At 67.0% G+C, this 25,456-nt stretch carries 20 protein-coding genes; 12 read left to right on the top strand and 8 right to left on the bottom strand.

Annotated features, from left to right (window positions below):
- Positions 1-250 precede the first annotated feature (250 nt).
- The 6 genes from MZV50_RS15210 (at position 251) to MZV50_RS15185 (ending at position 5,258) form a co-directional block, all read left to right on the top strand.
- Positions 251-1,234, top strand: a complete 984-nt coding sequence (locus MZV50_RS15210) for a cyanophycinase (RefSeq protein WP_252630079.1) — start codon at positions 251-253, stop codon at positions 1,232-1,234.
- Between the two features lie 35 nt (positions 1,235-1,269).
- Positions 1,270-2,289 carry an isoaspartyl peptidase/L-asparaginase family protein gene (locus MZV50_RS15205; RefSeq protein WP_252630077.1) on the top strand — a complete coding sequence of 340 codons (1,020 nt, stop codon included), beginning with the start codon at positions 1,270-1,272 and terminating at the stop codon, positions 2,287-2,289.
- 27 nt (positions 2,290-2,316) lie between these two features.
- Complete coding sequence (locus MZV50_RS15200) at positions 2,317-2,766, top strand: Lrp/AsnC family transcriptional regulator (RefSeq protein ID WP_252630076.1); 450 nt, start codon at positions 2,317-2,319, stop codon at positions 2,764-2,766.
- Positions 2,767-2,867: 101 nt separating this feature from the next.
- Positions 2,868-3,203, top strand: a complete 336-nt coding sequence (locus tag MZV50_RS15195) for an Lrp/AsnC ligand binding domain-containing protein (protein ID WP_252630075.1) — start codon at positions 2,868-2,870, stop codon at positions 3,201-3,203.
- Positions 3,204-3,246: 43 nt separating this feature from the next.
- Entirely contained in the window at positions 3,247-4,272 is a 1,026-nt protein-coding gene (locus MZV50_RS15190) for a DUF1611 domain-containing protein (RefSeq protein ID WP_252630074.1), read from the top strand.
- Positions 4,272-5,258 (top strand): dipeptide epimerase, encoded by a 987-nt coding sequence (locus tag MZV50_RS15185; RefSeq protein WP_252630073.1) that lies wholly within the window; start codon positions 4,272-4,274, stop codon positions 5,256-5,258. Before MZV50_RS15190 ends, MZV50_RS15185 begins: the two co-directional genes overlap by 1 nt.
- 3 nt (positions 5,259-5,261) lie before the next feature.
- Here the strand turns inward: MZV50_RS15185 and MZV50_RS15180 are convergent, their stop codons facing one another.
- Entirely contained in the window at positions 5,262-5,771 is a 510-nt protein-coding gene (locus MZV50_RS15180; RefSeq protein WP_252630072.1) for an Lrp/AsnC family transcriptional regulator, read from the bottom strand.
- A 166-nt stretch (positions 5,772-5,937) separates the two neighbouring features.
- On the opposite strand from MZV50_RS15180, the gene MZV50_RS15175 reads away from it, so the two are divergent.
- Positions 5,938-7,476 carry an N-acyl-D-amino-acid deacylase family protein gene (locus MZV50_RS15175; RefSeq protein WP_252630070.1) on the top strand — a complete coding sequence of 513 codons (1,539 nt, stop codon included), beginning with the start codon at positions 5,938-5,940 and terminating at the stop codon, positions 7,474-7,476.
- Here MZV50_RS15175 and MZV50_RS15170 read toward each other — a convergent pair.
- From MZV50_RS15170 to MZV50_RS15155, 4 genes are read right to left on the bottom strand one after another with little or no spacing between them, the layout of a single operon-like run.
- Positions 7,473-8,489, bottom strand: a complete 1,017-nt coding sequence (locus MZV50_RS15170) for a 2-oxoadipate dioxygenase/decarboxylase family protein (RefSeq protein WP_252630068.1) — start codon at positions 8,487-8,489, stop codon at positions 7,473-7,475. The genes MZV50_RS15175 and MZV50_RS15170 overlap by 4 nt on opposite strands.
- A 10-nt stretch (positions 8,490-8,499) precedes the next feature.
- Entirely contained in the window at positions 8,500-10,023 is a 1,524-nt protein-coding gene (amaB, locus tag MZV50_RS15165; RefSeq protein WP_252630066.1) for an L-piperidine-6-carboxylate dehydrogenase, read from the bottom strand.
- Positions 10,020-11,456, bottom strand: coding sequence for an FAD-binding oxidoreductase (locus tag MZV50_RS15160; RefSeq protein ID WP_252630065.1), 1,437 nt, complete (start codon positions 11,454-11,456; stop codon positions 10,020-10,022). Before MZV50_RS15160 ends, amaB begins: the two co-directional genes overlap by 4 nt.
- Position 11,457: 1 nt before the next feature.
- On the bottom strand, positions 11,458-12,558 hold the full coding sequence (locus tag MZV50_RS15155; RefSeq protein ID WP_252630063.1) for a saccharopine dehydrogenase family protein: 1,101 nt from the start codon (positions 12,556-12,558) through the stop codon (positions 11,458-11,460).
- A gap of 120 nt (positions 12,559-12,678) precedes the next feature.
- Between MZV50_RS15155 and MZV50_RS15150 the strand changes: the two genes are divergently transcribed.
- Entirely contained in the window at positions 12,679-13,110 is a 432-nt protein-coding gene (locus MZV50_RS15150; RefSeq protein ID WP_252630062.1) for an Lrp/AsnC family transcriptional regulator, read from the top strand.
- Positions 13,111-13,197: 87 nt separating this feature from the next.
- On the opposite strand, the gene MZV50_RS15145 is transcribed toward MZV50_RS15150, so the two are convergent.
- Positions 13,198-14,400 carry a sensor histidine kinase gene (locus MZV50_RS15145; protein ID WP_252630060.1) on the bottom strand — a complete coding sequence of 401 codons (1,203 nt, stop codon included), beginning with the start codon at positions 14,398-14,400 and terminating at the stop codon, positions 13,198-13,200.
- Positions 14,390-14,947 carry a response regulator gene (locus MZV50_RS15140; protein WP_252630059.1) on the bottom strand — a complete coding sequence of 186 codons (558 nt, stop codon included), beginning with the start codon at positions 14,945-14,947 and terminating at the stop codon, positions 14,390-14,392. Before MZV50_RS15140 ends, MZV50_RS15145 begins: the two co-directional genes overlap by 11 nt.
- A gap of 168 nt (positions 14,948-15,115) precedes the next feature.
- On the opposite strand from MZV50_RS15140, the gene MZV50_RS15135 reads away from it, so the two are divergent.
- From MZV50_RS15135 to MZV50_RS15125, 3 genes are read left to right on the top strand one after another with little or no spacing between them, the layout of a single operon-like run.
- Positions 15,116-16,375, top strand: a complete 1,260-nt coding sequence (locus MZV50_RS15135; protein ID WP_252630057.1) for an efflux RND transporter periplasmic adaptor subunit — start codon at positions 15,116-15,118, stop codon at positions 16,373-16,375.
- A 3-nt stretch (positions 16,376-16,378) separates the two neighbouring features.
- Positions 16,379-17,059: an ABC transporter ATP-binding protein gene (locus MZV50_RS15130; RefSeq protein ID WP_252630056.1), complete on the top strand. Its 681-nt coding sequence runs from the start codon at positions 16,379-16,381 to the stop codon at positions 17,057-17,059.
- Positions 17,060-17,069: 10 nt separating this feature from the next.
- Positions 17,070-19,520, top strand: coding sequence for an ABC transporter permease (locus tag MZV50_RS15125; protein WP_252630054.1), 2,451 nt, complete (start codon positions 17,070-17,072; stop codon positions 19,518-19,520).
- 119 nt (positions 19,521-19,639) lie between these two features.
- On the opposite strand, the gene MZV50_RS15120 is transcribed toward MZV50_RS15125, so the two are convergent.
- On the bottom strand, positions 19,640-21,697 hold the full coding sequence (locus tag MZV50_RS15120; protein WP_252630053.1) for an alpha/beta hydrolase family protein: 2,058 nt from the start codon (positions 21,695-21,697) through the stop codon (positions 19,640-19,642).
- 221 nt (positions 21,698-21,918) lie between these two features.
- Between MZV50_RS15120 and MZV50_RS15115 the strand changes: the two genes are divergently transcribed.
- A complete protein-coding gene (locus tag MZV50_RS15115) occupies positions 21,919-24,981 on the top strand; it encodes a TonB-dependent receptor plug domain-containing protein (protein WP_252630052.1) in 3,063 nt (1,020 codons plus the stop codon).
- Positions 24,982-25,456 lie beyond the last annotated feature (475 nt).

The raw sequence follows: 25,456 nt of genomic DNA, 5'->3' as shown, positions 1-25,456 counted from the left end.
GGCGTTGCTCCGAGATTGGGCCCATTTGGATCGCGACTTTCTCAGATTGGAAGTCGGAAATGACAGATTGTCAAAACTTATGGACATATTGCGCGCAGCGTGCAGCAATTTGGTCATCACGCCGCGATGCTGAGCGAATGGGCTGTTCCTGGCGGCGAAGCGCGTGTCACCGATCGCGAAAATTCGCGGGGCGGTTAGGCTGGGCCCTGATGGAGGAAGCCAGATGGTTCGATTGGCGTCGGCTATGGCCATGGCCGCATTGCTCATGGGCGCTACCGCCGCGCGGGCCGATACGCCGGCGGGGCCCGACGCCGTGGGACCGGGATACGAGTACTACAAGATCGGCGATATCGGCGCGCCGACGCCCGGCAAGACGGGGCCGCTGCTGGGATTGTTCGGCGGCGGCGACTGGCCGATCGAAGCCTTCCGGACGTTCGTCAAACAGTCCGGCGGCGGCCACATCGTCGTGCTGCGCGCCCGCGGTGGCCGCGAGCTGCAGGACGAGATCTACAACGACGTCGGCGGCGTGGCGTCGGTCGAGACCTTGGTGATCCACGACGAAGACGCCGGCGAGGATCCCAAGCTCCTGGCGATCATCGCCCGCGCTGACGGCATCTTCTTCGGCGGCGGCGACCAGAGCAATTACGTACGAGCGTGGAAGGGCACGGCGCTGAACAAGGCGCTGGACGCCCACGTCAAGGCCGGCAAGCCGATCGGCGGCACCAGCGCTGGGCTGGCGGTGCTGGGCGGCTATGTCTACGGCTGCCTGGATTCGATCAGCCTGACCTCGCCGGATGCGCTGAAGAACCCGACCGGGGCCAGCGTCACGCTGGTGCGCGACTTTCTGCATCTGCCCTATCTCTCGAAGGTCATCACCGACACCCACTTCGACAAGCGCGATCGGCAGGGACGGCTGGTGACCTTCGTGGGACGGCTCGTTCAGGAGGAGAACGACACCGCGATCACCGGCCTGGGCGTCGACGAGGCCGGGGCCATGCTGATCGACGGGCAGGGCGTCGGCCGCTACTACGGCCCTGGCCATGCTTGGCTGGTGCGTCCTCTGAAGAAGCCGGCCACCATCATCGCCGGACAGCCGCTGACCTATGCATCGTTCCCGATCGTTGGGCTGGGTCCGGACAGCACGCTCGATTTCAAGACCTTCGAAGTCACCAAGCCCGCCTTCACGATCACCGCGCGGGTCGACAAGGGAACCCTGGTCCGCAGCGACCGATAGACCCGCCCGACCGTCCGTAAAGACCGAGATCAAAGATGACCGCTCCGACCCTTCGCCGCTTCGCCTGCATCGCCCTGACCGTCCTGGCGCTGGCTTCACCCGCGGCGGCGGCCGACAGCGCGCCCAAATGGTCTCTCGCCGTGCATGGCGGCGCGGGCGTGCTCGAGCGCGGGGAGCTTACACCCGAGAAGGACAAGGCCTTCCGCGCCGGCCTGGACGCCGCGCTGGAGGCGGGCGCCAAGGTCCTGAAGGCCGGCGGCTCCAGCCTCGACGCCGTCGAGGCCGCCGTGCGGGTTCTGGAGGACAATCCTCTGTTCAACGCCGGCAAAGGCGCGGTCTTCACCGCCGAGGGGCGTAACGAGCTGGATGCGGCGATCATGGACGGCGCTACCTTGAAGGCCGGCGCCGTCGCGGGCGTGACGCGCACGCGCAATCCCATCAGCCTAGCCCGCGCGGTCATGGAGAAGTCGCCTCACGTGCTGTTGGCCCGTGACGGCGCGGACCAGTTCTCAAAGGAGATGGGCCTGGAACAGGCGCCGCCGGAGTACTTCTATACCGAAGAGCGCTGGAAACAGCTGCTGGCCTGGCGCAAGGATCACCAAGCCATGCTGGATCCCACCCACCTCTTCGGCACGGTCGGCGCGGTCGCTCTGGACCAGGCCGGCCACGTCGCCGCCGCGACCTCGACCGGCGGCATGACTGGCAAGCGCTGGGGCCGGATCGGCGACAGCCCGATCATCGGCGCGGGGACTTACGCGCGAGACGGGGTGTGTGCGGTGTCGGCCACCGGCTCGGGCGAGTACTTCATCCGCGAAAGCGCCGCGCGTCAGGTCTGCGACCGGGTCGCCTGGAAGGGCGAGACCATCCAGCAGGCCGCGGACGGGACCATGGCCTCGATCACCAAGATCGGCGGCGACGGCGGATTGATCGCCATCGACGGCCAGGGCCAGGCGGCGTTTGGCATGAACGACCTGGGCATGTATCGCGGCGCGATTTCCTCGGCGGCGCCCGCGCCGCGCACGGCGATCTATGCCGACGAGCCTTCACCGCGTTGATCTCGAGCGCCAGCAGGGGGACAAGGCTTGCCGAAATCGGATGACCGGGGACTGAGCGACCTGGATCGCCGCCTGCTGGCCATGCTGCGGGAGGATTCTCGCCAGCCGGTGACCAAGCTGGCGAGCGACCTGGGCCTGTCTCGCGCCAATGTCTATGCCCGTCTCAGCCGCCTGGAGGAGGACGGAGTCATCGGCGGCTACACCGTACGGCTCGGCGATCCCTATGATCGGCGGCTGATCCGCGCTCAGGTGATGATCAAGGCCCAGCTGAAGCACACCAAGACCATCGAGGAAGCCCTGGCGGCCATCCCCGAGCTTTCGGCGCTGCATGCGATCAGCGGCGAGTATGATCTGATCGCGGTGGTCGAGGCCGAGACCGTCGGTGAGCTCAATGCGCTGATCGACCGTATCGGCGAGATCGAGGGCATCGAGCGGACAACCTCTTCGATCCTGCTGGCGACGAAAGTCCTGCGCTAGAACGATCAGCGACAGTTTCTCTCGCTGGATCCGGGCAAGTCGGCGCTTTCCTGGGCGCGCGCCGACATAAGCTGATGCGTGAGCTTCAGCGGAGAAACGTCTTGAGCCTCCAGCAGATCGACACCGGGCCCGGATTTCTGGGTGTCGCGGCCGACGCCGGCCGTCCCGACGATATGCTGCGCGCCCACGTGATGCTGCGGCTGGCGCGGTGCGACATCGTCGGGGCCGAGCAGGCCCTGGCCGAGATCGCCGGCCTGACCGCCCTGCACCAGATTTCGGGCGACTATGACCTCGTCGCGGTTGTCGAGGCCTCGCACGCCGAGGCCCTGGACGCGCTGATCGCCAGGATCGCGCGGCTGCGCGGCGTCGACGCCGTCATGACCTCGCGCCTGCGGTCCTCGATCAGTCATTCCCGCAACCGGTCCTTCGCCGCCTAGGCAAGGTCTCCGCCGCCTCAACGCGCCAACACGAGAGCCCGCCGTGGATTTTCCCTATCCGAGCCTGATGTTCCTGGCCGACGTTGATCGGGTCAGCGCCAAGACCGCTTTGGGCGTGGCCTACTGGCGGCCGGACGCCTGTGTCGGCCAGCTTCGCCTGCAAGGCTGCGAGGTCGATCTTGGCCTGCCCGACATGACGCCCGCCGCCGCCAGGGCGGCTGGAGCGCGCTCGCTGCTGATCGGGGTGGCCAACGCCGGCGGCTTCATCCCACCGCACTGGGAGGCGGTGCTGATCGAGGCGTTGGAAGCCGGATTGGACCTGATCTCCGGGCTCCACACACGCTTGGCCAGCTTGCCGCGGGTTCGGGAGACGGCCGAGCGACTGGGACGACGGCTATTGGAGGCGCGGGAACCAGACCCCCGGTTCAACGTGGTCGGCGAGGGCGCCAAGCGCGGTGGCCAGCGCCTGCTTACGGTCGGCACCGACTGCGCCGTGGGCAAGATGTACGCCGCCCTGGCGATCGCCAAGGAACTCAAGGCGCGCGGCGTGGACGCGGATTTTCGCGCCACGGGCCAGACCGGCATCTTCATCGCCGGATCCGGCGCGCCGATCGACGCCATCGTCTCGGACTTCGTGGCCGGCGCGGCCGAGGCCCTCAGTCCGGCGGCCGGCGACGACCATTGGGACGTCGTCGAGGGGCAGGGGTCGTTGTTCCATCCCGCCTATGCGGGCGTCACCCTGGGCCTGCTGCACGGCAGCCAGCCCGACGCGCTGGTCCTCTGCCACGACGCCACCCGGACGGCCATCGACGGGCTGGAGGCCTTTCCGACGCCCAGCCTGGTCGAGGCGGCCGAGCTGAACCTGCGGCTGGCGCGTCTGACCAACCCCGCCGTCCGCTTCGCCGGGGTCTGCGTCAACACCTCGCGCCTGTCGCCCGAGGCGGCCGCGATCTATCTGAGCGAGACGGCCGACGAATTGGGCGTGCCCTGCTGCGACCCGGTGCGCACCGGCGTGGCGGTGATCGTCGACGCCCTGCTGGCGGGAGCGGTACGGCGAGGCGCGGCCTGATGCGGCTGACCGCGCGCGAGCGGGTCCACGCCCTGACCGAGCCCTTCGTCATCGCGCGCAAGGCCTATACCGAAGCCCTGGTCGTCGAGGTCGAGATCGAGGCCGACGGCGTCACCGGGCGTGGCGAGGCGGCGGGCGTCGACTATCGCGGCGACACGCCCGATCGGATGCTGCTCCAGCTCAGGGACCTTTCCGAACGGCTGGATCGCGGCGAGGCGCTGGACCGTGCGCGCCTGGCGACGGACTTGCCGCCGGGCGGCGCGCGCAACGCCGTTGATTGCGCGCTATGGGACCTCGAGGCCAAACGCTCAGGCGTGTCCGCCGCGGCGCGCGCGGGCCTGACGCCGTTGCGGCCCGTCGAGACCTTCGTCACCTTGGGCATGGACACGCCGGCGACCATGGGCGCGAAGGCCGCGCGCTGGGCCCAGCGCTACGCGGCGCTGAAGGTCAAGCTGGGCGACGCAGACGACATGGTGCGGCTGGAGGCGATCCGCGCGGCCGCGCCCCAGGCCCGCTTGATCGCCGACGCCAACCAGGGCTGGACGCTGGCGCAGCTGAACGACCGCGCGCCGCGCATGGCCCAGTTGGGCGTGGAACTGCTGGAACAACCGCTGCCGGTCGGTCATGACGACGAGCTTCTCGACTATCGCGGCGCCGTACCGCTCTGCGCGGACGAGTCGTTCGACGATCGCGCGGACCTGGATCGGGTCGTGGGACGCTATGCGTTCTGCAACATCAAGCTGGACAAGGCTGGCGGGCTGACCGAAGCCTTGGCCTTGGCGGAGGCGGCGCGGCAGCGGGGCCTGCGGCTGATGGTCGGCTGCATGGAGGGCACCTCTTTGGGCATCGCGCCGGCGCTGCTGCTGGCGCAAGCCTGCGAGATCGTCGACCTGGATTGCCCGATGCAGCTGGTTCGCGATGTCGACGGCGGGTTCGGCTACCAAGACGGCTGGCTGAGGCCGAACGGGCCGGACCTCTGGGGATAGGCGTCAGGTCTCGAGCTCTTGGGCGGTGGCCAGCAGGGCGGTCAGGTCGAGACTGGCTTCGCCTTTCAGCTTCTTGGTCACGGGCAGGGTCACATAGTCGAACGAGACGTTCAGGGTGTCGAGCATGTGTTCCATGATCGTCTGGTAGTGCTCGATGCCGAAGGCGGCCACCGTGATCAGATAGTCGACCCCACCCAGAACCGACTGGCAGCTGATGACATTGGGCAGGTCGGCGATCCCGGCCTCGAAGACCTTGGCCTTGGCGTACGAATAGTCGGTCAGCTTGATCTGCACGACGAAGGTCGAGAGCTTGGCCAGCCGGCCAAGGTCGATCTCGGCGTGATAGCCCCTGACGATCTTGGATTTCTCCAGTCGCTTCATGCGCTCCCAGCAGCGCGACGCCGACAGCCCGACGAGTTCGCCCATCGCGGCCTTGGTGACCCGGCCCTGGCGCTGCAGCAGCGCCAGGATCTTGATGTCGATCCGGTCGAGGTCCTTGCGCTGATCGGTCATGAGCCGTCCTTGATGATCGTCGCCCCACGCTTAGCGCAACGGCGCCGGGAAAGGTAAGCGTCGGCGCGGGGCGGCGGGAGGGCTCCTCGCGTCATGGGCCCTGGAAACGGCGGAAACCCTCGCACGTGACCGCATAGACTCCGCCGATGAAACAGAGCGTGGGCGCATGAGAGTTCAACTGTTCCGTTCGGCCCTGGGCGCGGCCGTGGCGTGCCTGCTGGGATCCAGCGCCCTTGCGTCGACGCTGATCGTCCACGCCAAGGTGATAGACGGCTCGGGCGCGTCGGCGCGCTCGGTCAGCATCCGGATCGACCAGGACCGCATCGTCGCCGTCGGCCAACTCAAGCCCTCGCGGGGCGAAACCGTCGTCGACGCCAAGGGACTGACCTTGGCGCCGGGCTTCATCGACGCCCACAGTCATCATGATCGGCAAGCGGAAAAGACGCCGGAGATGGCGGCGCTGACCGCCCAGGGCGTGACCACCATCGTCGTGGGTCAAGATGGAGAGTCCGCTCTTCCCTTGAAGGCCTATTTCGAAACGCTGGCGCGCTCGCCCCTGGCCGTCAATGTCGCCTCCTATACCGGCCATGGCAGCTTGCGCGCCCGCGCCATGGGCCAGGACTACAAGCGCGCGGCCACGCCGGCCGAGATGGCGACCATGAGCACAGAGCTGGCCGAGGACCTGCGCGCGGGTTCGCTGGGTCTGTCGACGGGGTTGGAGTACGATCCAGGGATCTACGGGCCGCCGGAAGAGGTCGTGGCCCTGGCCAAGACGGCGGCGGCGGGAGGCGGGCGCTACATTAGCCACCTGCGCAGCGAGGACGTGAAGCTGGATGCGGCGATCGACGAGATCATCGCCATCGGCCGCGAAGCCAAGCTGCCCGTGCAGATCTCGCACCTGAAGATCGGCCTGGTCGATCGCTGGGGCGAGGCGCCCAGGATCCTCGCCAAGCTGGACGCCGCCCGCGCGCAGGGCGTGGACATCACCGCCGACGTCTATCCGTACAGCTACTGGCAGAGCAATCTGTCGGTGCTGCTGCCGGAGCGGAACTTCCAGGATCGCGCCGCCGCTCGCTTCGCCCTGACCAAGCTGACCACGCCCGAGGGTCTGCGGATCGCGGTGTTTGCGCCTGATCCTTCGCTGGTCGGCAAGACCATCGCCCAGATCGCGGCCGAGCGGCATGCCGATCCTGTCGAGACCTATCTGGCGCTGACCCGGCAGTCGGAAGCCTACCGTGCGACCCATCCGGAGGTGGAGCGAGTGGACGCCGTGATCGGCTCGGCCATGGCCGAGTCCGACATCGCCGCCTTCATTGCCTGGAAGCACGCGGTGATCTGTTCGGACGGCATGACACATGGCCTGCATCCGCGAGGGTTCGGAGCTTTCGCCAAGATTCTGCGCGTCTATGTCCGGGAAAAGCGCCTGCTGACCCTGGAACAGGCCATTCACAAGATGTCGGCTCAGACGGCGGCTCAGCTTGGTCTGGCCGAGCGAGGAACCATCGCGCCGGGCTATCACGCCGACCTCGTCCTGTTCGATCCCGCGCGCATCGCCGACCGTTCGGATCTGGACCACCCCAACGCCTTGGCGACCGGCGTCAGCACGGTCTGGGTCAATGGCGTCGTCGTGTTCGACAAAGGCGTCCCGACCCAGGCGCGGCCCGGGCAGGTCGTGCGCCGGGCCAGCTGGCGACCGGGCGGTTAGGCCGCTTCCGTCATCTTGAAGATGCCCTGGGCGTTGCCGCTGTCGAACCGCAGGTCCAGCCGCTCGACCCCATGCTCGTCGACGAAGCGGTCGCGGCTGATGAACTCGTGGAACGAGCCCGGGACGGTCAGGGTCTGCTCGCCGGCGTCGGTCACGAACGTGCGCGAGACCGGCTGGGCCTTGAACGCGGTCTGGCGCACGCGGCCCGAACCGGAGATCTCGACGGCGTCCTTGACCGGTCGGCCCAGCGCCTTCTGACTCTCGGCCACGGCCTGGACATCAGGGACACGGTCAGTGGCGTGGTTGAAGGCCTGGCCCTCGGTGGCGATCCAGGCGGCCTCGGCGGATTCCGCCTTCAGCGCCTCATAGTGTTCCAGGCGCAGCGGGCCGTGTGTGCGGGCGAAGGCGGCGACGATCTGGGGCAGGGCCGCGCGCGCCTCGTCCAGATCGCAGACACCATCCGTCGCGAAGGCCTTCAGCGCGGTGGTGGCCGCCTCACCCAGGACGTCCGCCGAAGAGTCGAACACAGCGTGGACGATCACCTGGAAAGCCGGGGAGAAACGCTGGACATGCAGCTCGCTGACGAAGAACTGCGGGATCGCTTCGGGCAGGTCGACGTGGGCGTAGGCCCGGCCGGTCATCTTCAGGCGATCCAGCGGGTAAACATCGGCCACCTCATAGCCCAGCGGCTGCAAGATGCGGGCGAACGCCTGATGCCCTGCCGGCAAGGCGCCGGTCGGGCCGTCGCCGAAATCGATCGTCCGTAAGGCGCCGTGGTCGAACAGGATCCGATGCCCTTCGGCCCGACGCTCGCTGACATAGGCCGCGCCCAAGGGCACGCGGTTCATGACGTCGTGGAACAGCACCGCGTTCAGAGCCATGGCGAAGACCCCGCGCGAGACCGGGCCGTCGGTCTCGGCGGCCAGGGCGGGGACGATCTCCAGGACGTCCAGGATCGCGACGGCCGCCTTCTGGCCCAGGGCTGAGCTGACGAGGGTGGAAAGATGCGACATGGTTCAGGCCTCAGACGTCGAAGGTCACGCCCTGCGCTAGCGGCAGGGTGGTTCCGTAGTTGATGGTGTTGGTGGCGCGACGCATGTAGGCCTTCCAGCTGTCGGAGCCCGCTTCGCGGCCGCCGCCGGTCTCCTTCTCGCCGCCGAACGCCCCGCCGATCTCGGCGCCCGAGGGACCGATATTGACGTTGGCGATGCCGCAGTCGCTGCCTTCCGTCGACACGAACTGCTCGGCTTCGCGGACATTCAAGGTGAAGATCGACGACGACAGCCCCTGGGCCACGTCGTTCTGGGCGGCGATGGCGTCCGCCAGATCGGTGTAGCGCATGACATAGAGGATCGGGGCGAAGGTCTCATGCCGGACGATGTCGGCCTGGTGGTCGATCTCGACCAGGGCGGGGGCCACGTAAAAGGCTTCCGGTCCGGCCACATCGCTTCGGCTTCCGCCGGTGACCTCGCCGCCGGCCGCCCGGGCTTGATCAAGAGCCTCCTGCATGGCGTCGAACGCGGCTTTGTCGATGAGCGGCCCGACCAGAACGCCGCTGGCGCGCGGGTCTCCGACGGGAACGGTGGGGTAGGCGGCCTTCAGGCGGGGCACGAAGGCGTCGTAGACGCTGTCATGCACGAACAGGCGACGCAGCGTGGTGCAGCGCTGACCCGCCGTGCCCATGGCCGCGAAGGCCACGCCGCGCAGGGCCAGGTCCAGGTCGGCGGACGGCGCGACGATGGCGGCGTTGTTGCCGCCCAGCTCCAGAAGGGCGCGGGCGAAGCGGGCGGCCAGGCGCGGCCCCACCTGCCGACCCATGGCCGTCGAGCCTGTCGCGGACACCAGCGGAACCTTGGGGTGGTCGACCAGAACCTCGCCCACGGCGCGGCCGCCGATCAGCAAAGTGGACAGGCCGTCCGGGGCGTCGGGCCCGAACTGCGCGCGCGCCTTCTCGAACAGGGCCTGGACGGCCAGGGCCGTCAGCGGGGTCTTTTCCGACGGCTTCCAGACCACGGCGTCGCCGCAGACCAGGGCCAGGGCCGCGTTCCATGACCAGACGGCGACCGGGAAGTTGAAGGCGCTGATCACCCCCACGACGCCCAGCGGGTGCCAAGTCTCCATCATCCGATGCGACGGACGCTCGGTGGCGAGGGTCAAACCGAACAGCTGACGCGACAGGCCGGTGGCGTAGTCGCAGATGTCGATCATCTCCTGCACCTCGCCCAAGCCCTCGGAGACGACCTTGCCCGCTTCCTGGGTGACCAGAGCGGCCAGATCGGTCTTGGCCGCACGCAGCGCCTCGCCCAGCAGGCGCACCAGTTCGCCGCGACGCGGCGCGGGCACCTTGCGCCAGGCCAGATAGGCTTGGTGGGCTGTCTCGATCGCTGAGGCGGCCTCCCCGGCGGTGTGCTCGCGCAGGCGCGCCATGACCTCGCCGGTGACCGGCGAGCGCGCGGCCAAGGAGCCGCCGTCTAGAACGGCGGGATCGACGCCCAGGCGCGCCAGCAGAGCGCGCGCGTCGGCGATGGCGGAGGGCAGGGAGGTCATCGGAAGTCCTGGCAAGAGGGAGTGGAAGACGTGGCGGGCGCCAACCGAATGCTGGCCGATCCGCGCCCGAATACAGCCGCCACGGCGGCAGAGTAGTCCTGCACGGCGCGCGGCGTGAAGCGGTCGTAGGCGTCTTGAACGGCGCGCCCCAGGCCGTGCTCGCCGCTGAAGCTGGCGGCATAGCCGTCGATGGCCAGGGTCAGCACCGCCTCGCGCAGGGCCGCGCGACGGTCCGGGTCGGTCGGGCCCACGAGGTTGAAGTGGGTCCCCCCGTCGGCGACGTGGCCAAAGTCGCAAAGTACGTAGTCGGGGAAATCCGTGGCCAGCATCGCTACGGCTTCGGTCCGAAACCGCGCCAGGTCCCGGCGGCGGAAGCTGAGATCGAGACCCAGCACCGGGCCGCTGGCCCTCAAGCCTTCCGACAAGGCATGACGCAGGGTCCACATCCTGGTCGTCGGACCGAACAGGGCGTCGGCCAGGTGCGCGTCATCGTGTTCCAGCAACTGGCCGGCGATCTCTTGGAGCGTTTCGTCCAGGCTGGCTTCGCCCTCGCGAGGCGACCAGGCGCGGGTCAGCTCGACCAGCACGGCATAGTCGGGGATCCCGTTGGCGAAAGGATTGGGGAGGGATGGCACGTGGGCGATGGCCCGCTCCATGGCCGCTCTGGACATGCCTTCGAACGCCGTCAGCATCGTCCCGGCCTGCGCCTCGAAGGCGCATAGAAGCGGCAGCACCGCGTCTATGTCGCGGGGTACCAGCAGGGCGGCGGCCGTCTGGCGGGGGCGATGGTGGACCTCGACCGTGACCTTGGTGATCACGCCGAACACCCCGCACCCGCCGACGAACAACTGGCGCAGGGCGATCGCGGCGTTGTCCTTGCGTAGGCCGTGCGACAGCGTCAGCACCGTGCCCGCGGCGTCGGGCAGCACCACCTCCAGGCCCAGCACGTGGCGACGCATGTCACCGTAGCGCAGGAAGCGAGCGCCGCCGGTGTTGGTGGCGGCCATGCCGCCCAGGCTGGGATCCGCGCCCAGGTCGATGGGCAGGAACAGACCGTGCGGCTCTAGAGCAGCATTGAGGGCCGACAGGCGCACGCCGGCGCTCACGGTGGCGGTGCGATCGGCGGTGTCGATGTCCAGCGTGTCCACAAGGCGCTCAAGCGACAGGACCAGATGCTGGCCGCTGGCGTCGGGTGTCGAGCCCTCGGCCAGGCCCGTATTGGCGCCCTGTGGAACGAAGACCAGGCCTTCGCGCACGCAATAGCCGATCACGGCCGATACCTCGGCGGTGGTGGCTGGCCGCACGATCGCCGCCGCGACGCCTTTGGCGTAACGGGCTGGTGTCTCGTAGGCGGCGCGCGCGGCGGGATCCAGCACGAGGCCGGACGGCCCGAGCAGGGTTTCGAGCGCGGCCAGATGGCGAGAGCTCAGCACGTCAGGCGGCGATGTCGGCGACTTGGGTCGGGGCGTAGCGTCGCCCGAAGCGATTGGCCAGGAAGTCGGCCAGCGCCACGTCCTCCTGGCGCACGAAGCCGGCCGAGGGCAACTTGCCTTCGGCCAGCAGGTCCAGCACCGCGCAGATTCCCGCCGCCGTGGTGATCTGGATGGCGCTGCGCGAGCGACCGCCGATCTGGGCGCCGTAGATCTTCTGGGCGTAGGTCTCCTGCATCAGCCGGCCGCCGCGTAGGCCGCTGACGCTGGCGAACACGATCACCACGTCCTGCAAGGTCGCGGGCAGGGCGTTCTCCAGGATGTCCTTGAGCACCTCGCGCCGCTCGCGCAGGCGAAGATCATGCAACAGGGCCTTCATCAGGGCCGCGTGGCCCGGATAGCGGATCGTGCGATACGACAGGTTGCGCACTTGGCCGTCCAGGGTCTCGCACAGCGTGCCGAGACCGCCCGAGGTATTGAAGGCCTCGTACAGCACCCCGTCCAAAGCGAACTCCTCGCGGTCCTCCAGGGGCTGGGTCTCGCGACGCACGCCGCCGACGATGGCCTCGCACGGCTCGCAATATTCGTTGATCAGGCCGTCGGTCGACCAGGTCAGATTGTAGTTGAGGGCGTTGGACGGAAACTTCGGCAGGGCGCCCACGCCCATCCGCACGTCGTGCAATTCGTCGAACCGCTGGGCCAGGTCGTAGGCGGCGATGCCGATGAAGCCCGGCGCCAGGCCGCATTGCGGGACGAAGGCGCTGCGAGCGTCCTGGGCCATGGCCTTGACCGCCCGCGTGCTGGCCACGTCCTCGGTCAGGTCCAGGTAGTGCGCGCCGGCGACCCTGGCGGCGCGCGCGATGGCCACGGTCAGGTTGAAAGGCGCCGCGCTCAGCACCGCGAACTTGCCGGCCAGCAGGCCTTCGAGGGCCGCCTCGTCTGTGATGTCGACCCTGACCTTGCTCACCGGCGCGCTGGTTTCCAAGCGCTCCAGCGCCTGGGCCGAGGCGTCAGCCACGGTGACGAGATAGCCGCCGCATCCGGCAAGCAATTCGGCGATCATCGACCCGATCTTGCCGCCCCCGACAACCACGACCTCTTTCATGTGTCCCACTCTCCCGCGACAGACGCGGATCCATGATGCGAGGCGCATAAGCGATTCATAGTGGCGCGATCGTCGAAATGCCGGGAAGATGTCGGCAGAACGCAGGGGAACATTGGCGAAGTGACGATCGACACCGTCGACCAGAAGCTGCTCGCGGCCTTGCGCGAAAACGGCCGCGCCTCGACGGCCGACCTCGCCCGCCGGGTGGGACGCTCGCGCACGACGGTCCAGAGCCGGATCGAGCGCCTGGAACGCGAGGGGGTGATCGTCGGCTACGCCGTGCGTCTGGCGCCGGATCATGAACATGGCGCCGTACGCGCCCAGGTGATGATCAAGGTTGCGCCCAAGGAGAGCCGGGCGGTTGAGGCCGCGCTACGGGCCATCCCCGAGGTGCGCGTCCTGCACTCGGTCAGTGGAGACTTCGACATGATCGCCGTGGCGGCCACCGCCTCGGTCGCGCGGATGGACGAGGTGATCGACAGCATCGGCCACCTGCCGGGCGTCGAGCGCACCACCTCCTCGATCATCCTGTCGACGAAGTTCGATCGGTAGAACTGGGGTCGATTACGCGGTTAAGATCCCGCGAAATACGTCGTGCGCTTGATCGCCAAATGGCCCGTTGCGCCTCTAATCAGCGGCTCAGTTTCCGGCTTCGATCATCAAGCGAAACTTTGCTCCGGGGAGGTCGCCTGGGGCCGGGGGCAGGGCGCTCAAGGCACCGCCGTGAGCCTGAATGATCTGGCGCGACAGGCTCAACCCCACGCCGGAACCGGATCGCTTCGTCGTATAGAACGGCAGGAATATCTTATCGATCTGATCGGAAGCGATGCCAGGTCCGCTGTCTTCGACCGTAAGGGCGAGGCGACCTTCCACACTATCCGCGGTCAACCGGACACGAGGCGCGGGGCGCTCCAAGGCCGCTTGGGCGGCGTTGTTCATGAGGTTGCCGACCGCCAGCCACATTTGGTCCTCGTCCAGCCGGACCTCGACGTCGGGCGGAGGCGCGCGTTCAAGAACGACACCCTTGTCGGCCCATTGAGCCTGGAAGCTCTCGCAGGCCACGTCGAACCAAATCGGCAGCGCCACGACCGCGCGCGTGGGCGGCGGCAGGCGGGTCATCGCGCGATAGGCGTTGATGAAGTCCTGGAGGCCCGTCGTGCGCGCGACCACCCTCTCCAGGGCTTTGATCGCCGTGTTCGCGTTCTCCTCTCCGCCCTCACGCAGCAGATCGAGCGCGCTGCGGCTCATCGAGGCCACGGGGGTGAGGGCGTTCATCAGTTCATGGTTCAACACGCGCAGCAGATCTCGCAGCGCCATGGCCTCGGCGGCCCGTACGTCAGCCGAGATGTCCGTCAGCGCCAGGAGGTCTGTCGCCTCGCCGTTTTCGACCAGTTCGGCCCGGTTGACGGCGTAGACGGCATCTCGCCAGCGAATGGGAGAGATCGGGTCGCCCGGAAGCAGGTTATCGGCCAGGGTGCGGCGGGCTTGCGGGGAGAGGGCATAAGGCGTGTCGAAGAGCCGGCGCGCGGCGCGGTTGACCGCGATGATCTGGTCGACGTCTCCGCGAAGCAGCAGCGGCGAGGGCGTCTGATCCAGGAGCAACTGCAGCCGTCTGCGGCTGAGATCCGCCGCATAGGTCTGGCCGGCAGGCTCCGTGCGGACGGCGAGCGGGCGGCCGTAAAGCAGGCGCTGAGAGAGCCCGCCCGCCAGAGCCGCCGCCACCAGGACGCAAAGTATCGCATTGGCGTAAAGGTCCCGGGTGAAGGCCAGCCAAGCCAGGGCGCCAAACAGGAAGAGCGCGAACTGGATCGCTAGCAGGGGGGCGAGCGACCTAGAGCCCATGCTTTTCCATCCTGCGATACAGGGCCGCGCGGGTGATGCCGAGGTCCTTGGCCGCTTGGGACACGTTGAAGCCGCGCCGCGTCAGGGCGGCCTGGACCAGGGCGCGCTCGGAGCGCTCCAGATTGAGGTCCGCCGAGGCGAGGGGGATTGGCGCGCGGGAAGGCGCTTGGAGCGCGGCTTTTGCCGAACCGACGAAGCGCTCGTTGTTCCACGGTTTCACCACGAAGTCGCGCGCGCCCAACCGCATGGCCTGGATGGCGATCGCCATGCCCGAATGCCCGGTGACCACGACGATCGGCAGTTCGGGGCTGGCGGCCAGTGCGGCCTCCAGGAAAGTCAGGCCCGCCTCACCCGAGGTGTCGCCCCGTCGAAAGTTGAGGTCCAGCAGCAGCAGATCCACGTCTCCCTGGTCGAGGCGGGCCCGCGCCGCTGCAGGCGTCTCGACGCCTTCGAACGAGAAGCCGCCGCGATCGAGAACAAGCTTGGCCGACGCCAGGATGTCGGGGTCGTCGTCGAGAAAGAGCACCTTGGGACGGCCTTCGGACATGTTCGGAATCGCACACTTTCGTTCGTCGTTGAAGGTGATTGTCGCGCCAAAAATATCAATAAATCAAGTAAAATCATATGTTTATGCCTATTGAGCGCAGTGCGTTAGCCTAGCAGCATGAACTCGAGCGCCCTGCTTTCAACGCCTGACGACGACGCTGGCGGCGGCATGGACCGGCGCGTAGCCCGGCCTTGGCACGCCAAGCGTGCTTACCGCTTGGGCGCGGCTGGCGCGGCGGTCGCCTGCGCCGTCGTGGCGGCCTGGATCTTCGCGCCCGAGGCCGGAACCGTGACTGTAGCGGCCGAGACCCTGACCGTCGGCGAGGTCGTTCGCGCGCCCTATATCGACTATGCCGCGGTGCGCGCCGAGGCCGTTCCCGCCCAGACCACGCTGGTGGCGGCCGAAGCCTCGGGCCGGGTCGAGCGGGTTGGCGCGAGCGATGGGGACAGTGTCACCGCGGGACAGGTCCTGGCCGTCCTGAGCAATCCCCAAATGAGCCTGGACGTCGCCACACGCGAGGCCGACATTTCCGCCCGTATCAGCGACAACGCCAGCCGCATCATGGCCCTGAAGAGCGCCGAGGAAGCGCGCGAACAGGCCCTGGCCGATACCGCTCATGCGCTCAACAAGGCCCAGCAGGAACTGGATAAGCGTCAGGTGCTTCTGGCGCGCGATCTGCTCAGCCCGGCCGCGATCCGGCCCTTCGTCGACGAGGTCGCCTATCAGCGCGGTAGGCTGGCGGCGCTGGCGGCGGGGCAGGCCTCCGACAAGGTGTTTTACGCCGCGCAACGGGCCCAGGCGGCCCGGACGAGCGAGGACCTACGGCGCAATCTGGTCCAGGCCGGCGCGGGGCGCTCGGTCCTGACCGTTCGCGCGCCGACCGCCGGCCGTCTGACCGCCTTTGATCTCAAACCGGGTCAGGCCGTGACCCTCGGACAGAGCCTTGGACAGGTGGATGTCGAAGACGTCTACAAGCTCCAGGCCCAGGTCGACGAGTTCTATCTCCAGCGCCTGACCGTAGGCCAAAGCGCTGACGCGAACGTCCATGGCCGTCCCGTGCGGATCCGGGTTGCCAAGATCTATCCGCAAGTGACGGCGGGGCGGGTGACGGTCGATCTGGCATTCCTAGGCGCCCAGCCGGCCGATCTGAAGCGCGGCGAGGCGATCGACCTGCGCCTTTCTCTGGGGCGGTCCGACGTGGCCGTGGTGGCGCCGCCCGGCGCGTGGCTGGCCGAGACCGGCGGCGCCTGGGCGTTTGTCCTGTCGCCCGACAGCAGGCAGGCCGTGCGCCGGGCCGTGACGATCGGCCGGCGCAATCCCGAACAGGTCGAAGTTCTGGGCGGCCTCGCGCCGGGAGACCGGTTCGTCGTCGCCGGGGCCCAGGACCTCCTGAAAGCCAAGATTCTGAGACTTCGCACGAGAGGCTGACCGATGATCGAACTTCAATCCCTCTCGCGTCGCTACAGGTCCGACGAGATCGAGACCACGGCCCTGCACGAGATTTCCATGAACATCCGGCGAGGTGAGTTCGTCGCCATCATGGGGCCTTCGGGGTGTGGAAAGTCCACCCTGCTGAACATCCTGGGAACCATCGATCGGCCGACCTCAGGTCGTTACCTGTTCGACGGGGCCGATCTGGCGACCCAGAGCGAAGCCGCTCTCGCCCGGCACCGGGCTCAGCATTTGGGGTTCATCTTCCAGAGCTTCAATTTGGTCGATGACCTGACGATCGCCGAGAACGTCGAACTGGGCCTGCTCTACCGGCCAGGGCGCCAGGGCGCGCGCCGGACGCTGGTCGAGGCGGCGATGGACCGGGTGGGCGTGGCCCACCGAGCCCGACACTTTCCCCATCAGCTTTCGGGCGGCCAGCAGCAGCGCGCGGCCATCGCCCGCGCCATCGTCGGCGAGCCCAGCCTGATCCTGGCCGATGAGCCGACAGGCAATCTCGACACTGAGAACGGCGCGCAGGTCATGGAAATCCTCAAGGGGTTGAACGCGGCCGGCGCCACCATCGTCATGGTCACCCACTCGCCCAGCCACGCCGATCAAGCCGGTCGGCGGATCGACATCCTCGACGGCAGGCTGGTCGCCTCCGTCGCCCAGGTGTTGTGAGGACGGGCGGATGCTGAGATCGACCCTTATCGCCTTCTGGCGGTCCTTCACCCGTCGGCCGCTCTATGCCGGCCTAAACCTTTTGGGTCTGAGCCTGGGCGTGGCGGCGTTCCTGACGCTGAGCCTGCTCTATCGGTTCGAGACCGGATACGAGGGTTGGACACCCCAGCGCGATCGAATCTACGCCAGCGGAATCGCTTTCAACATCCCAGGCTTCCCCCATGACACCCGGGTTGGCGCGATGGGCGGCCTATTGGAGGAAATGAAGACTGATTTTCCGGATCTGCGCGGCGTGCGTGACTGGAACCAGCAGGTGATCGTCCACAAGGGCGGGGTCGCCACCGCCGAGCAGCTGGAGCTGGTCGATGCCGACTTCCTCGAATTTTTCGACGCGCCCCTTTTGTCGGGCGACGCGCGCACGGCCCTGGCGGATCCGAGTCGCGTGGCGATTTCCGAAGATCTGGCTCGCAAATACTTCGGCTCGGTCGATGTGATCGGGCGGTCTCTCGAGATTTCCGACGCATGGGGCCGGAGCGTCTACACGGTCAGCGCCGTGATCAAGGCGCTGCCCAAGAACACCGAGCTGAAGCTTGATCTGGTGAGCCTGATCACGCCAGCTCGCCTCGCCGACCAGACGAGTTGGCGCAGTTGGGGTTCAATTCAGCTCCTGACCTTCTTCAAGTTCGACAAGCCCGGACAGGCGCGTGCATTCGAGGCGCAACTGCCCGCCTTCGTCGATCGCGAGGCCGGAAAGAGCTTCGGCGACGCCGTCGTTCCCCACCAGATCCTGGCCTTGAAGATCGTGCCGTTGCGCGATGTTCACCTGCTGGATCCCAAGCAACGGGCGGCGATCGAAACCCTGGGCTTGGTTGGCGTGGCGGCCCTGGCGTTGGCGCTGATCAACTACGTGAACCTGGCGACCGCTCGCGCCGGTCTGCGTGCGCGCGAGGTGGCTGTCCGCAAGAGCCTCGGAGCCGGGCCGAGCGTTCTGCGGCTGCAGTTCCTGGGCGAGGCGGCCATCACGATCGCCTTGGCCTTCCTGATAGGTTTGGCGATCGTGGAGCTGGCCTTGCCGTTGATCAACGTCGCGGCTGGCCTGTCGCTGGTTCTCGACTACCGGCGAGACGGACCCTGGGTGGCGACCGTGTTCGGCGTGGTGCTGGGCGCTGGCCTGATCGCGGCCATCTATCCGGCCTTCATGCTGGCGGCCTTCAAGCCCGCCCAGGTGCTGGCCTCGAGCCGCGCGCCAAGCGGGGGGCGTTTTGGCGCGCGGCTGCGTGAGGGCCTTGTCGTGTTTCAGTTCGCCGCGGTGGTCGCGGCCTTCATCCTGATGTTGGGCTTCGTGGGCCAGATCCAGCACATGCGGAACGCCGACTTCGGCTACCGGCGCGACGGGCTTTATCTGGTCACCGCAACGCGCGGCGTTGGGGTGAAGCCCGAACAGCGTCAGACCTATTGGCAGGCGATCAGTCGCATTCCGGGCGTCACCGGCCTCACAGCCAGCACCAGCGCCCCGGCCGACAACGCAATCGACAGCAACTCGACAGCCACCCGCCTGGATCGGTCGGGACGCTTGGGCTTGTCGCCGACCCTGAACTGGGCGGCCATCGGTCCCGACTATTTCCGGACACTCGGGATCAAGCCGATCGCTGGCCGCCTGCTGGACGCCGCGCATGGCGGCGACGAGCAATACGTCCCGAACGCCGGTCCCGAGACGGTGACCAACGTGGTCATCAGCCGCGCCGCCGCGCGAGATCTCGAATACGCCTCGCCCGAGGCGGCGTTGGATCAGATCATCGATTTCAACGGCCGCAAGTCCCGCATCGTCGGTGTGGTCGAGGACACACGCTTCTACAGCCCCACCGAGAAGGTGCGCGCCAGGCTCTACACCTTCAACGCCCATCCGGCGTACTGGCCGTCGGCCTGGCCAATCACCATCGTGCGCTATGCCGGTGTCGACGAGGCGACGATCCGGGCGCGGCTAGAGGCGGCTTGGCGGCAGGCGGCGCCGGATGTTCCGTTCGAGGGGAAGACCGCGCTCGCCAACCTGGACCGCTACTACAAGCCTCAGCGGGACCGCACGAACCTCTTCAGCCTCGGCGCGGCGGTGGGGGCGGGGGTGGGCTGCATCGGGCTCTATGGCCTGGCGGCGTTCAATACGTCTCGACGCGCGCGGGAGGTTGGGCTTCGCAAGGTGTTGGGGGCGTCACGAGAGCAGGTGGCGGCCTTGCTGATCGGACAGTTCCTGCGCCCGATCCTGATCGCCTGTCTGGTGGCCTGGCCGCTGGCGTATTGGGCCCTGAGGCAGTGGTTGTCGCAGTTCGATGATCCGGTCGGGGTCAGTCCCTGGATCTTCCTGGCCGGCGCCGGGGGCGCGGTGATCATCGGATTGGCGACCGTCGCGGGCCTCGGTTGGTCGGCCGCCTCGACCTCGCCCGGCGAGGCGCTGCGACAGGAGTAGTCGGTCGGCGCGAGCCTCGATGTTGGACAGCGCTCTTGGCGCTCGATCCATTCGCTCGGAGGCGGTCGCCCAAGCGCTTGAACGTCCGGTTCTAGGAGGGGGCGTTCCGCGAGCGACGCCTAGAGCCCGCCCGGCTTGCACTCGGAGCCGAAGAACTTCTCGATCTCGACGAGCTGAGTTTCGAGCATCGCGGGGGTCATCGTATCGTAGCTGTGGCCCATATCCTTGATCTCTAGCCACTTGTAAGGCTTGTTCGCAGCCTTGAGCCCCGCGATGAAGCTGCGGGACTCCTTGATGTCGACGTTGGTGTCGCGCTCGCCGTGATAGAGGAAGATCGGGATCTTGGCGTCCTTGGCGTTCTTGATCGCGTCCAAGCCACCGACGAACGGGCGCTGGTATTCGCGCATCGTACGGCTCTCGGCGGTGACGTGCTTCATGTCCGCCAGGCTGCCGCCGGCGCCCGACACCGCGCACTGGTACAGACCGTTCGGTCGAATACTGGCCGCCAGGGCCGAATAGCCACCGTAGGAATAACCGAACATCGCGATGCGCCGGGGATCAGCGATCTTTTGGTCGATCAGCCATTTGGCGCCGTCGTCCTTGTCGTCCTGCATCTTCTGGCCCCACTCGCTGTCGCCAGCGGTCCAGAGCTTGCGACCCCAGCCTTCGCTGCCTCGGAACTGAGGCTGGAGCACCGCGTAGCCGCGGCTGGCGAAGTACTGGGTCCAGCCGCCGAAATCCCATTGCAGCCAGTCACGCGCCCAAGGGCCGCCGTGAGGCAGGACGATGGCGGGGTAGGGGCCTGGGCCAGCCGAAGCCGGCGGGGTGGTCAGGAACGCGGGGATGATCAGGCCGTCGCGCGCGGCGTATTGCACGAGCCGCGTGTCGCCCAGGGCCTCGGCCTTGATCCAGGGACGGGCCTTGCCCAGCAGCGACAGCTTGCCATCGGCGGTGAACAGGTAGAATTCGCCAGGCTCGCGCGGACCCGACTTTTCGACGATGATCGCGCTGTGGTCGTCTGACCACGAGGCGACGGAAAGGTCGGCGCCGTCCGCAACGCCGATCCGCGCCTTCTGCCCGGTTCCCGGATCGGTCCAGGCCACTGGCGTGGTCTTCAAGCCCAACGCCGCGCGAACGCCCTTGTCCAGGCCCGCCAGCTTTGGCTCGATCCAGTAGATTCCGTTGTTGGGGCCCGAATAGGTGAAGCCCATAAGCTGGCCCGACGCGTCCTGGACCACGCCGTCAGCGTCGAACAGCTTATGCTCGAAAGCCGGCTCCAGGATCTTTCGGGCCGTGACGTCGTAGAGGTAGATGCCGGACTTGTCGGCCCCAGGCTGCGTTCCCGCGACGTAGACGATGTTGGGATCGTCGCTGAAGCCGACCACGCCGAACAGGTTGCGGTCCTTGAAGAACGACCGGAAGTGCGGCTCCCAGTCGCCCTTCGGGTTGCGGATCCACTGGACGTAAACGGCCTTGCCGTCCTCGTAGTCCAACTGGACCTTGGCGCGGATCTGGCCCTTGGCGTCGGCCTGCAGCCGATCGAACTTTTCCGAACCGCGCTCGACCAGCTCGGCGCCGCCGCTATAGACGTCCGCGCGATAGACGTCGCCAGCCCCGTCCCCATTGGTGTCCATCACCAGGATATGGCGCGGATCAGCGGGCAGGCGGCTAAGGATCATCGGAACACCCGTGCGCTGCGCCAATTCGGCGTCGTCGGTGGTCGTGCGCGCCTTGGGTAGGGCCGTGTTCCAGTTCTCGCCCTTCAGGTCGGTGATGTAGAGCTGGCTCAGGTGACCTTTGTACGAGCCCACCGTTATGGTCTGCTGCACGACCACGGCGAGGCGGTCGTTCTTGACGAACCTCACGCTCATCAGCCGCATGTGCCGCGAGGCGATCACGAACGGCGGCTGTTCGGGGTGCGCGGTCTTCCAGACTCCAAGCAGGCGCTCTTCGCCGTCGGTTGAGATCAAGCCGGCGATGTGTTGGCCGTCCGGTGACATGGCCACGTCCGACAGCGCCGCGTAGCGCGTGAAGTCCCTGGCGCTAGGCGGAGCGGCGAGGGCGGGTCGCGGCGCCGCCAGTGTCGTCATTAAGGCCAGGCCCACGCTCAGCACAGCCAGCCAAGACGCTCTAGAGTAAATCCGCACCTGCGCCTCGTCGATGAGCACAATCGTCACGAGAGTAGAGCGGCTCGCTTGGCACGGCGCAATATCCCAAAGCTGCTCTTCGAGGCAGAAAATTGCCGATGGCGCCAGAGTGTCGCCATTTTGTAACGCAGCTGAAAATTGCCGATAGCTTGGCCTTACCGCTGGTTGCTGCCCGTTTTTGGATGGGCCTAAGTTGTAAATTCTCGAACATCGAAGGGGATGTTCCAAAAGGGCTGATTGTGGAGGGGTCTATGATGTTCTTCCGAAAGCGACTGCTGTGCTCAAGCATGATCGCGGGTCTCGTGACGATGGGGGCGCCGGCGCTGGCGGTCGCACAGGACACCGCCGCGGCGCCGGCCGCGGCTCCGGATTCGACCGAGGTCGACGAACTGGTGGTGACCGGCTCGCGCATTCGGCGCAACGAGTTCAACAGCACTTCGCCGGTGCAGGTGATCACCAGCGAGGGCTCGACGCTGGCGGGCCTCGTCAGCGGCAGCGAGATCCTGCAGGGCGCGTCGGTCTCGGCCGGCTCCACCCAGATCAACAATCAGTTCGGCAATTTCGTCGTGAACGGCGGTGGCGGCGTCAACACCGTCTCGCTCCGGGGCCTGGGCGACCAACGGACGTTGGTCCTGCTGAATGGTCGACGTCTGCCGCCCGCGGGCACGCAAGGGGCGGTGGCGGCCGTCGACCTCAACATCCTGCCCGACGCGATCGTCGAGCGATATGAGATCCTGAAAGACGGCGCCTCGTCGATCTACGGTTCGGACGCCGTGGCCGGGGTCGTCAACGTGATCACCCGCAACAAGCTGGACGGCGGCCGAATGGAGGCCTCCGGCACGTTCGGCGGCGGCGGGGATGGCGGCAACGAGTACACGCTCAGCGCCGCCTTCGGAAAGGTCCTCAGCAAGGGACGTTTTCAGATCAGCGGCCAGTATTACGAGCAAAAGGCGCTCACATACGGCGATCGCAAGGATCTGATGTGCGAGCAGCAGTACAGCTTCGATCCGGTGACGGGCGCGCGCAACGACTGGATCGACGTCGACACCGGCACGTACAAGTGCACGGGGCCCTCGGGTGCGTTGTTCAACTACATTCCGGTCTATTCCTCGACGGGCGCCTTCTATGGCAGCCGCGCCAGCATCGCGACCGACGGGCCTGCCTATCCAGCCAACCCGCCGATCGTAGGGGCGGCCGCGGCGGACCCGCGTCTGCCGGGCTACCGCTTCGCGCCGCTCAACGATCGCGACACGATCAATGATCTGGAACGGTCGTCCGACTTCCTTTCGCCGGTCAAGCGCTACACCCTGTACGCCGATGGCCAATATGACGTTGGCTTTGGCGAGGTCTATGGCGAGTTCCTGGGTCACCAGCGCAAGTCGTCCCAGACCAACATCCAGCAGCTTTTCCCGATCATCGCCCCCGAGGCGCCGTGCAGCGTCAATCCATTCAACTGCGTGGGGGCGTCATGGGGCAACGCGGCTCAGACGATCCCTGGCTGGGATCCGAATCCGAACAATCCTGCCGATGGGGGCCTCTATGCCCCGCAGGCCCTGGTGCTGACGCCGTTCAAATATACTCAGGACGTCACCGTGTACCGCGGCGTGCTGGGCCTGCGCGGCCGGTTCGGCGAGAACGTGGGCTTCCTGAACGGCTGGCAGTGGGATGGCTACGGCAGCTTCTCCAAGAACCGGGGCAAGTACAGCCTGACGGGCATCAACAGCGCCAAATTCCTGGCCGGCATCGGCGGCGACTGGGCCAGCAGCGACTTCACCGGCATCTGCCCGGCTGGGTCGCCTGCCGGCTGCCGGCCGATCAACCTGTTCTCAGAGCAGGTTCTGCGCACCGGCAACCTGACGCCAGACGACTATACGTACCTGAAGCTGAAAGACACCGGCATTACGGAGTACGAGCAGACCATCGCCGAATTCTCCATCTCCGGTGATCTCTTCAAGCTGCCGGCCGGCCCGCTGTCTGCCGCCGTCGGCGTGTCGTATCGCCACGACAAGCTGGACGACAAGCCCGGCGCCGACCTGACCGCCCAGAACTTCTACAACCTGGCCACCGCCAGCCGCACGAAGGGCAGCGACACGGTCAAGGAAGCCTATGCCGAGCTGGAAGCGCCAATCATCAAGGCCTTGCCGCTGGTCGAGGCCCTGACAGTGAACCTCTCGGGCCGGGTGTCGGACTACAAGTCGTACGGCACCAACTCGACCTACAAGGCCGGCCTGAACTGGCAGATCAGCAGCGAATATCGTCTGCGCACCAGCTATGGCACCTCGTTCCGCGCCCCGGCGCTGTTCGAGCTGAACCTGGGCGACCAGGGCGGCTTTCTCAGCCAGGCCTCGGTCGACCCCTGCATCCGCTACGCCCCGCCCGAAGGCGGCGGTGTCGCGAACCCGACCATCGCCGCCAACTGCGCCGCCCAAGGCATCCCGGGCGACTACGGCGGCAACAACCCGTCGGCCTTCATCGTCACCGGCGGCGGCAAGAACCTGAAGCCGGAGAAGTCCAAGGCGTTCAGCGCTGGCTTCATCTGGACTCCCAAGTTCGCCGACATCAACGTGGCGATCGACTACTATGAGATCGACGTCAACAATCAGGTCACCAGCAATGGCGCGGCCGTCATCGGCCAGTGCTACGCGTCGAGCGACTTCCCGAACAATCCGTTCTGCAATCTGTTCACTCGCGACCTGGACCCGAATTCGCCGACCTATCTGGGGATCACGAACATCGACGGTTCGTTCCGGAACATCGTCAGCCAGACGAGCCGGGGCATCGACCTGACGACCCGCTACAACCGCGACGTCGGCCCGGGCAAGCTGACCCTGGACATGCAGTTCAGCTACACGCTTGAGGACTCCCAGGAACTGTTCCCGGGCTCGACCGACGACTTCAATGGCGTGATCGGCGAGCCAAAGGTCGTGGGAAACACCCAGCTGCGCTATCGCTGGAACGATCTGACGTTCTCGTGGTCAACGCGGTTCGTCGGGCATCAGTCGAACTACAAGTACCAGTTCGACACCGATATCGCGCCGCCATCGAACTTCACCACGCCGCAGGGCTCCGCTTTCAAGGCCAAGAACCATGCCGAGGCCATGTGGTATCACAGCCTCTCGGTGCGTTACGAAGCCGACAAGTGGGAAGGCATCGTGGGCGTCAGCAACGTGTTCAACGAGGCTCCGCCCAAGGTGTCGCCGGCGCTGCAGGATCGTGGCAACTACACATACGGCCGCGCGGGCAGCTATGCTTTCGCGTCCCAGTACGACTACATCGGGCGCCAGGTCTTCGTGAACCTGACGCGCCGCTTCTGACGCAGTGGCCAATTGGAGCGGCCCAGCGGGCCGCTCCTCGCGCTGACGATAGGCGGGTGGCCGTCGAGCAGAACCTGCTCGGCGAGCAGTGAGCTACCATCCGGCTAAGGACGCTCATCGCAGTGTTTCGCCGTGGGGCTCCACGAAGCGTCCCGAAGGCGCGTCCGACGCGGTCCTGGGCGGGTTTTCCGCTCGGACGTGGACCTCAGGACTTTCTCATCGTTTGGTCCTGAAAATGGATGCCGCCGCGGACGAGCGAAAATGCATTGACGGCGAGGCGGCGCCGTCGGCCGACCGCGCGACTTCAGCGGTGGAAGCTGCATCTCTCGGGGCGATGCAGTGCGGGGGCGATGGATCCTGGCGTCTTCGCGCGGCTCCAATTCCCAGCGATTGATACGCGGTTTGGCCCGATCGCAAGCTGCATAAAAATGGATGGCAATCGTTTGCCAAGCCGATCTCTTTCTTCTACACCGGC

It is taken from the genome of Caulobacter segnis (assembly GCF_023935105.1).
Taxonomy (GTDB): domain Bacteria; phylum Pseudomonadota; class Alphaproteobacteria; order Caulobacterales; family Caulobacteraceae; genus Caulobacter; species Caulobacter segnis_B.
Note: the sequence above shows the minus strand (reverse complement) of the source record. Positions and strands in the feature narration are given on the sequence as shown.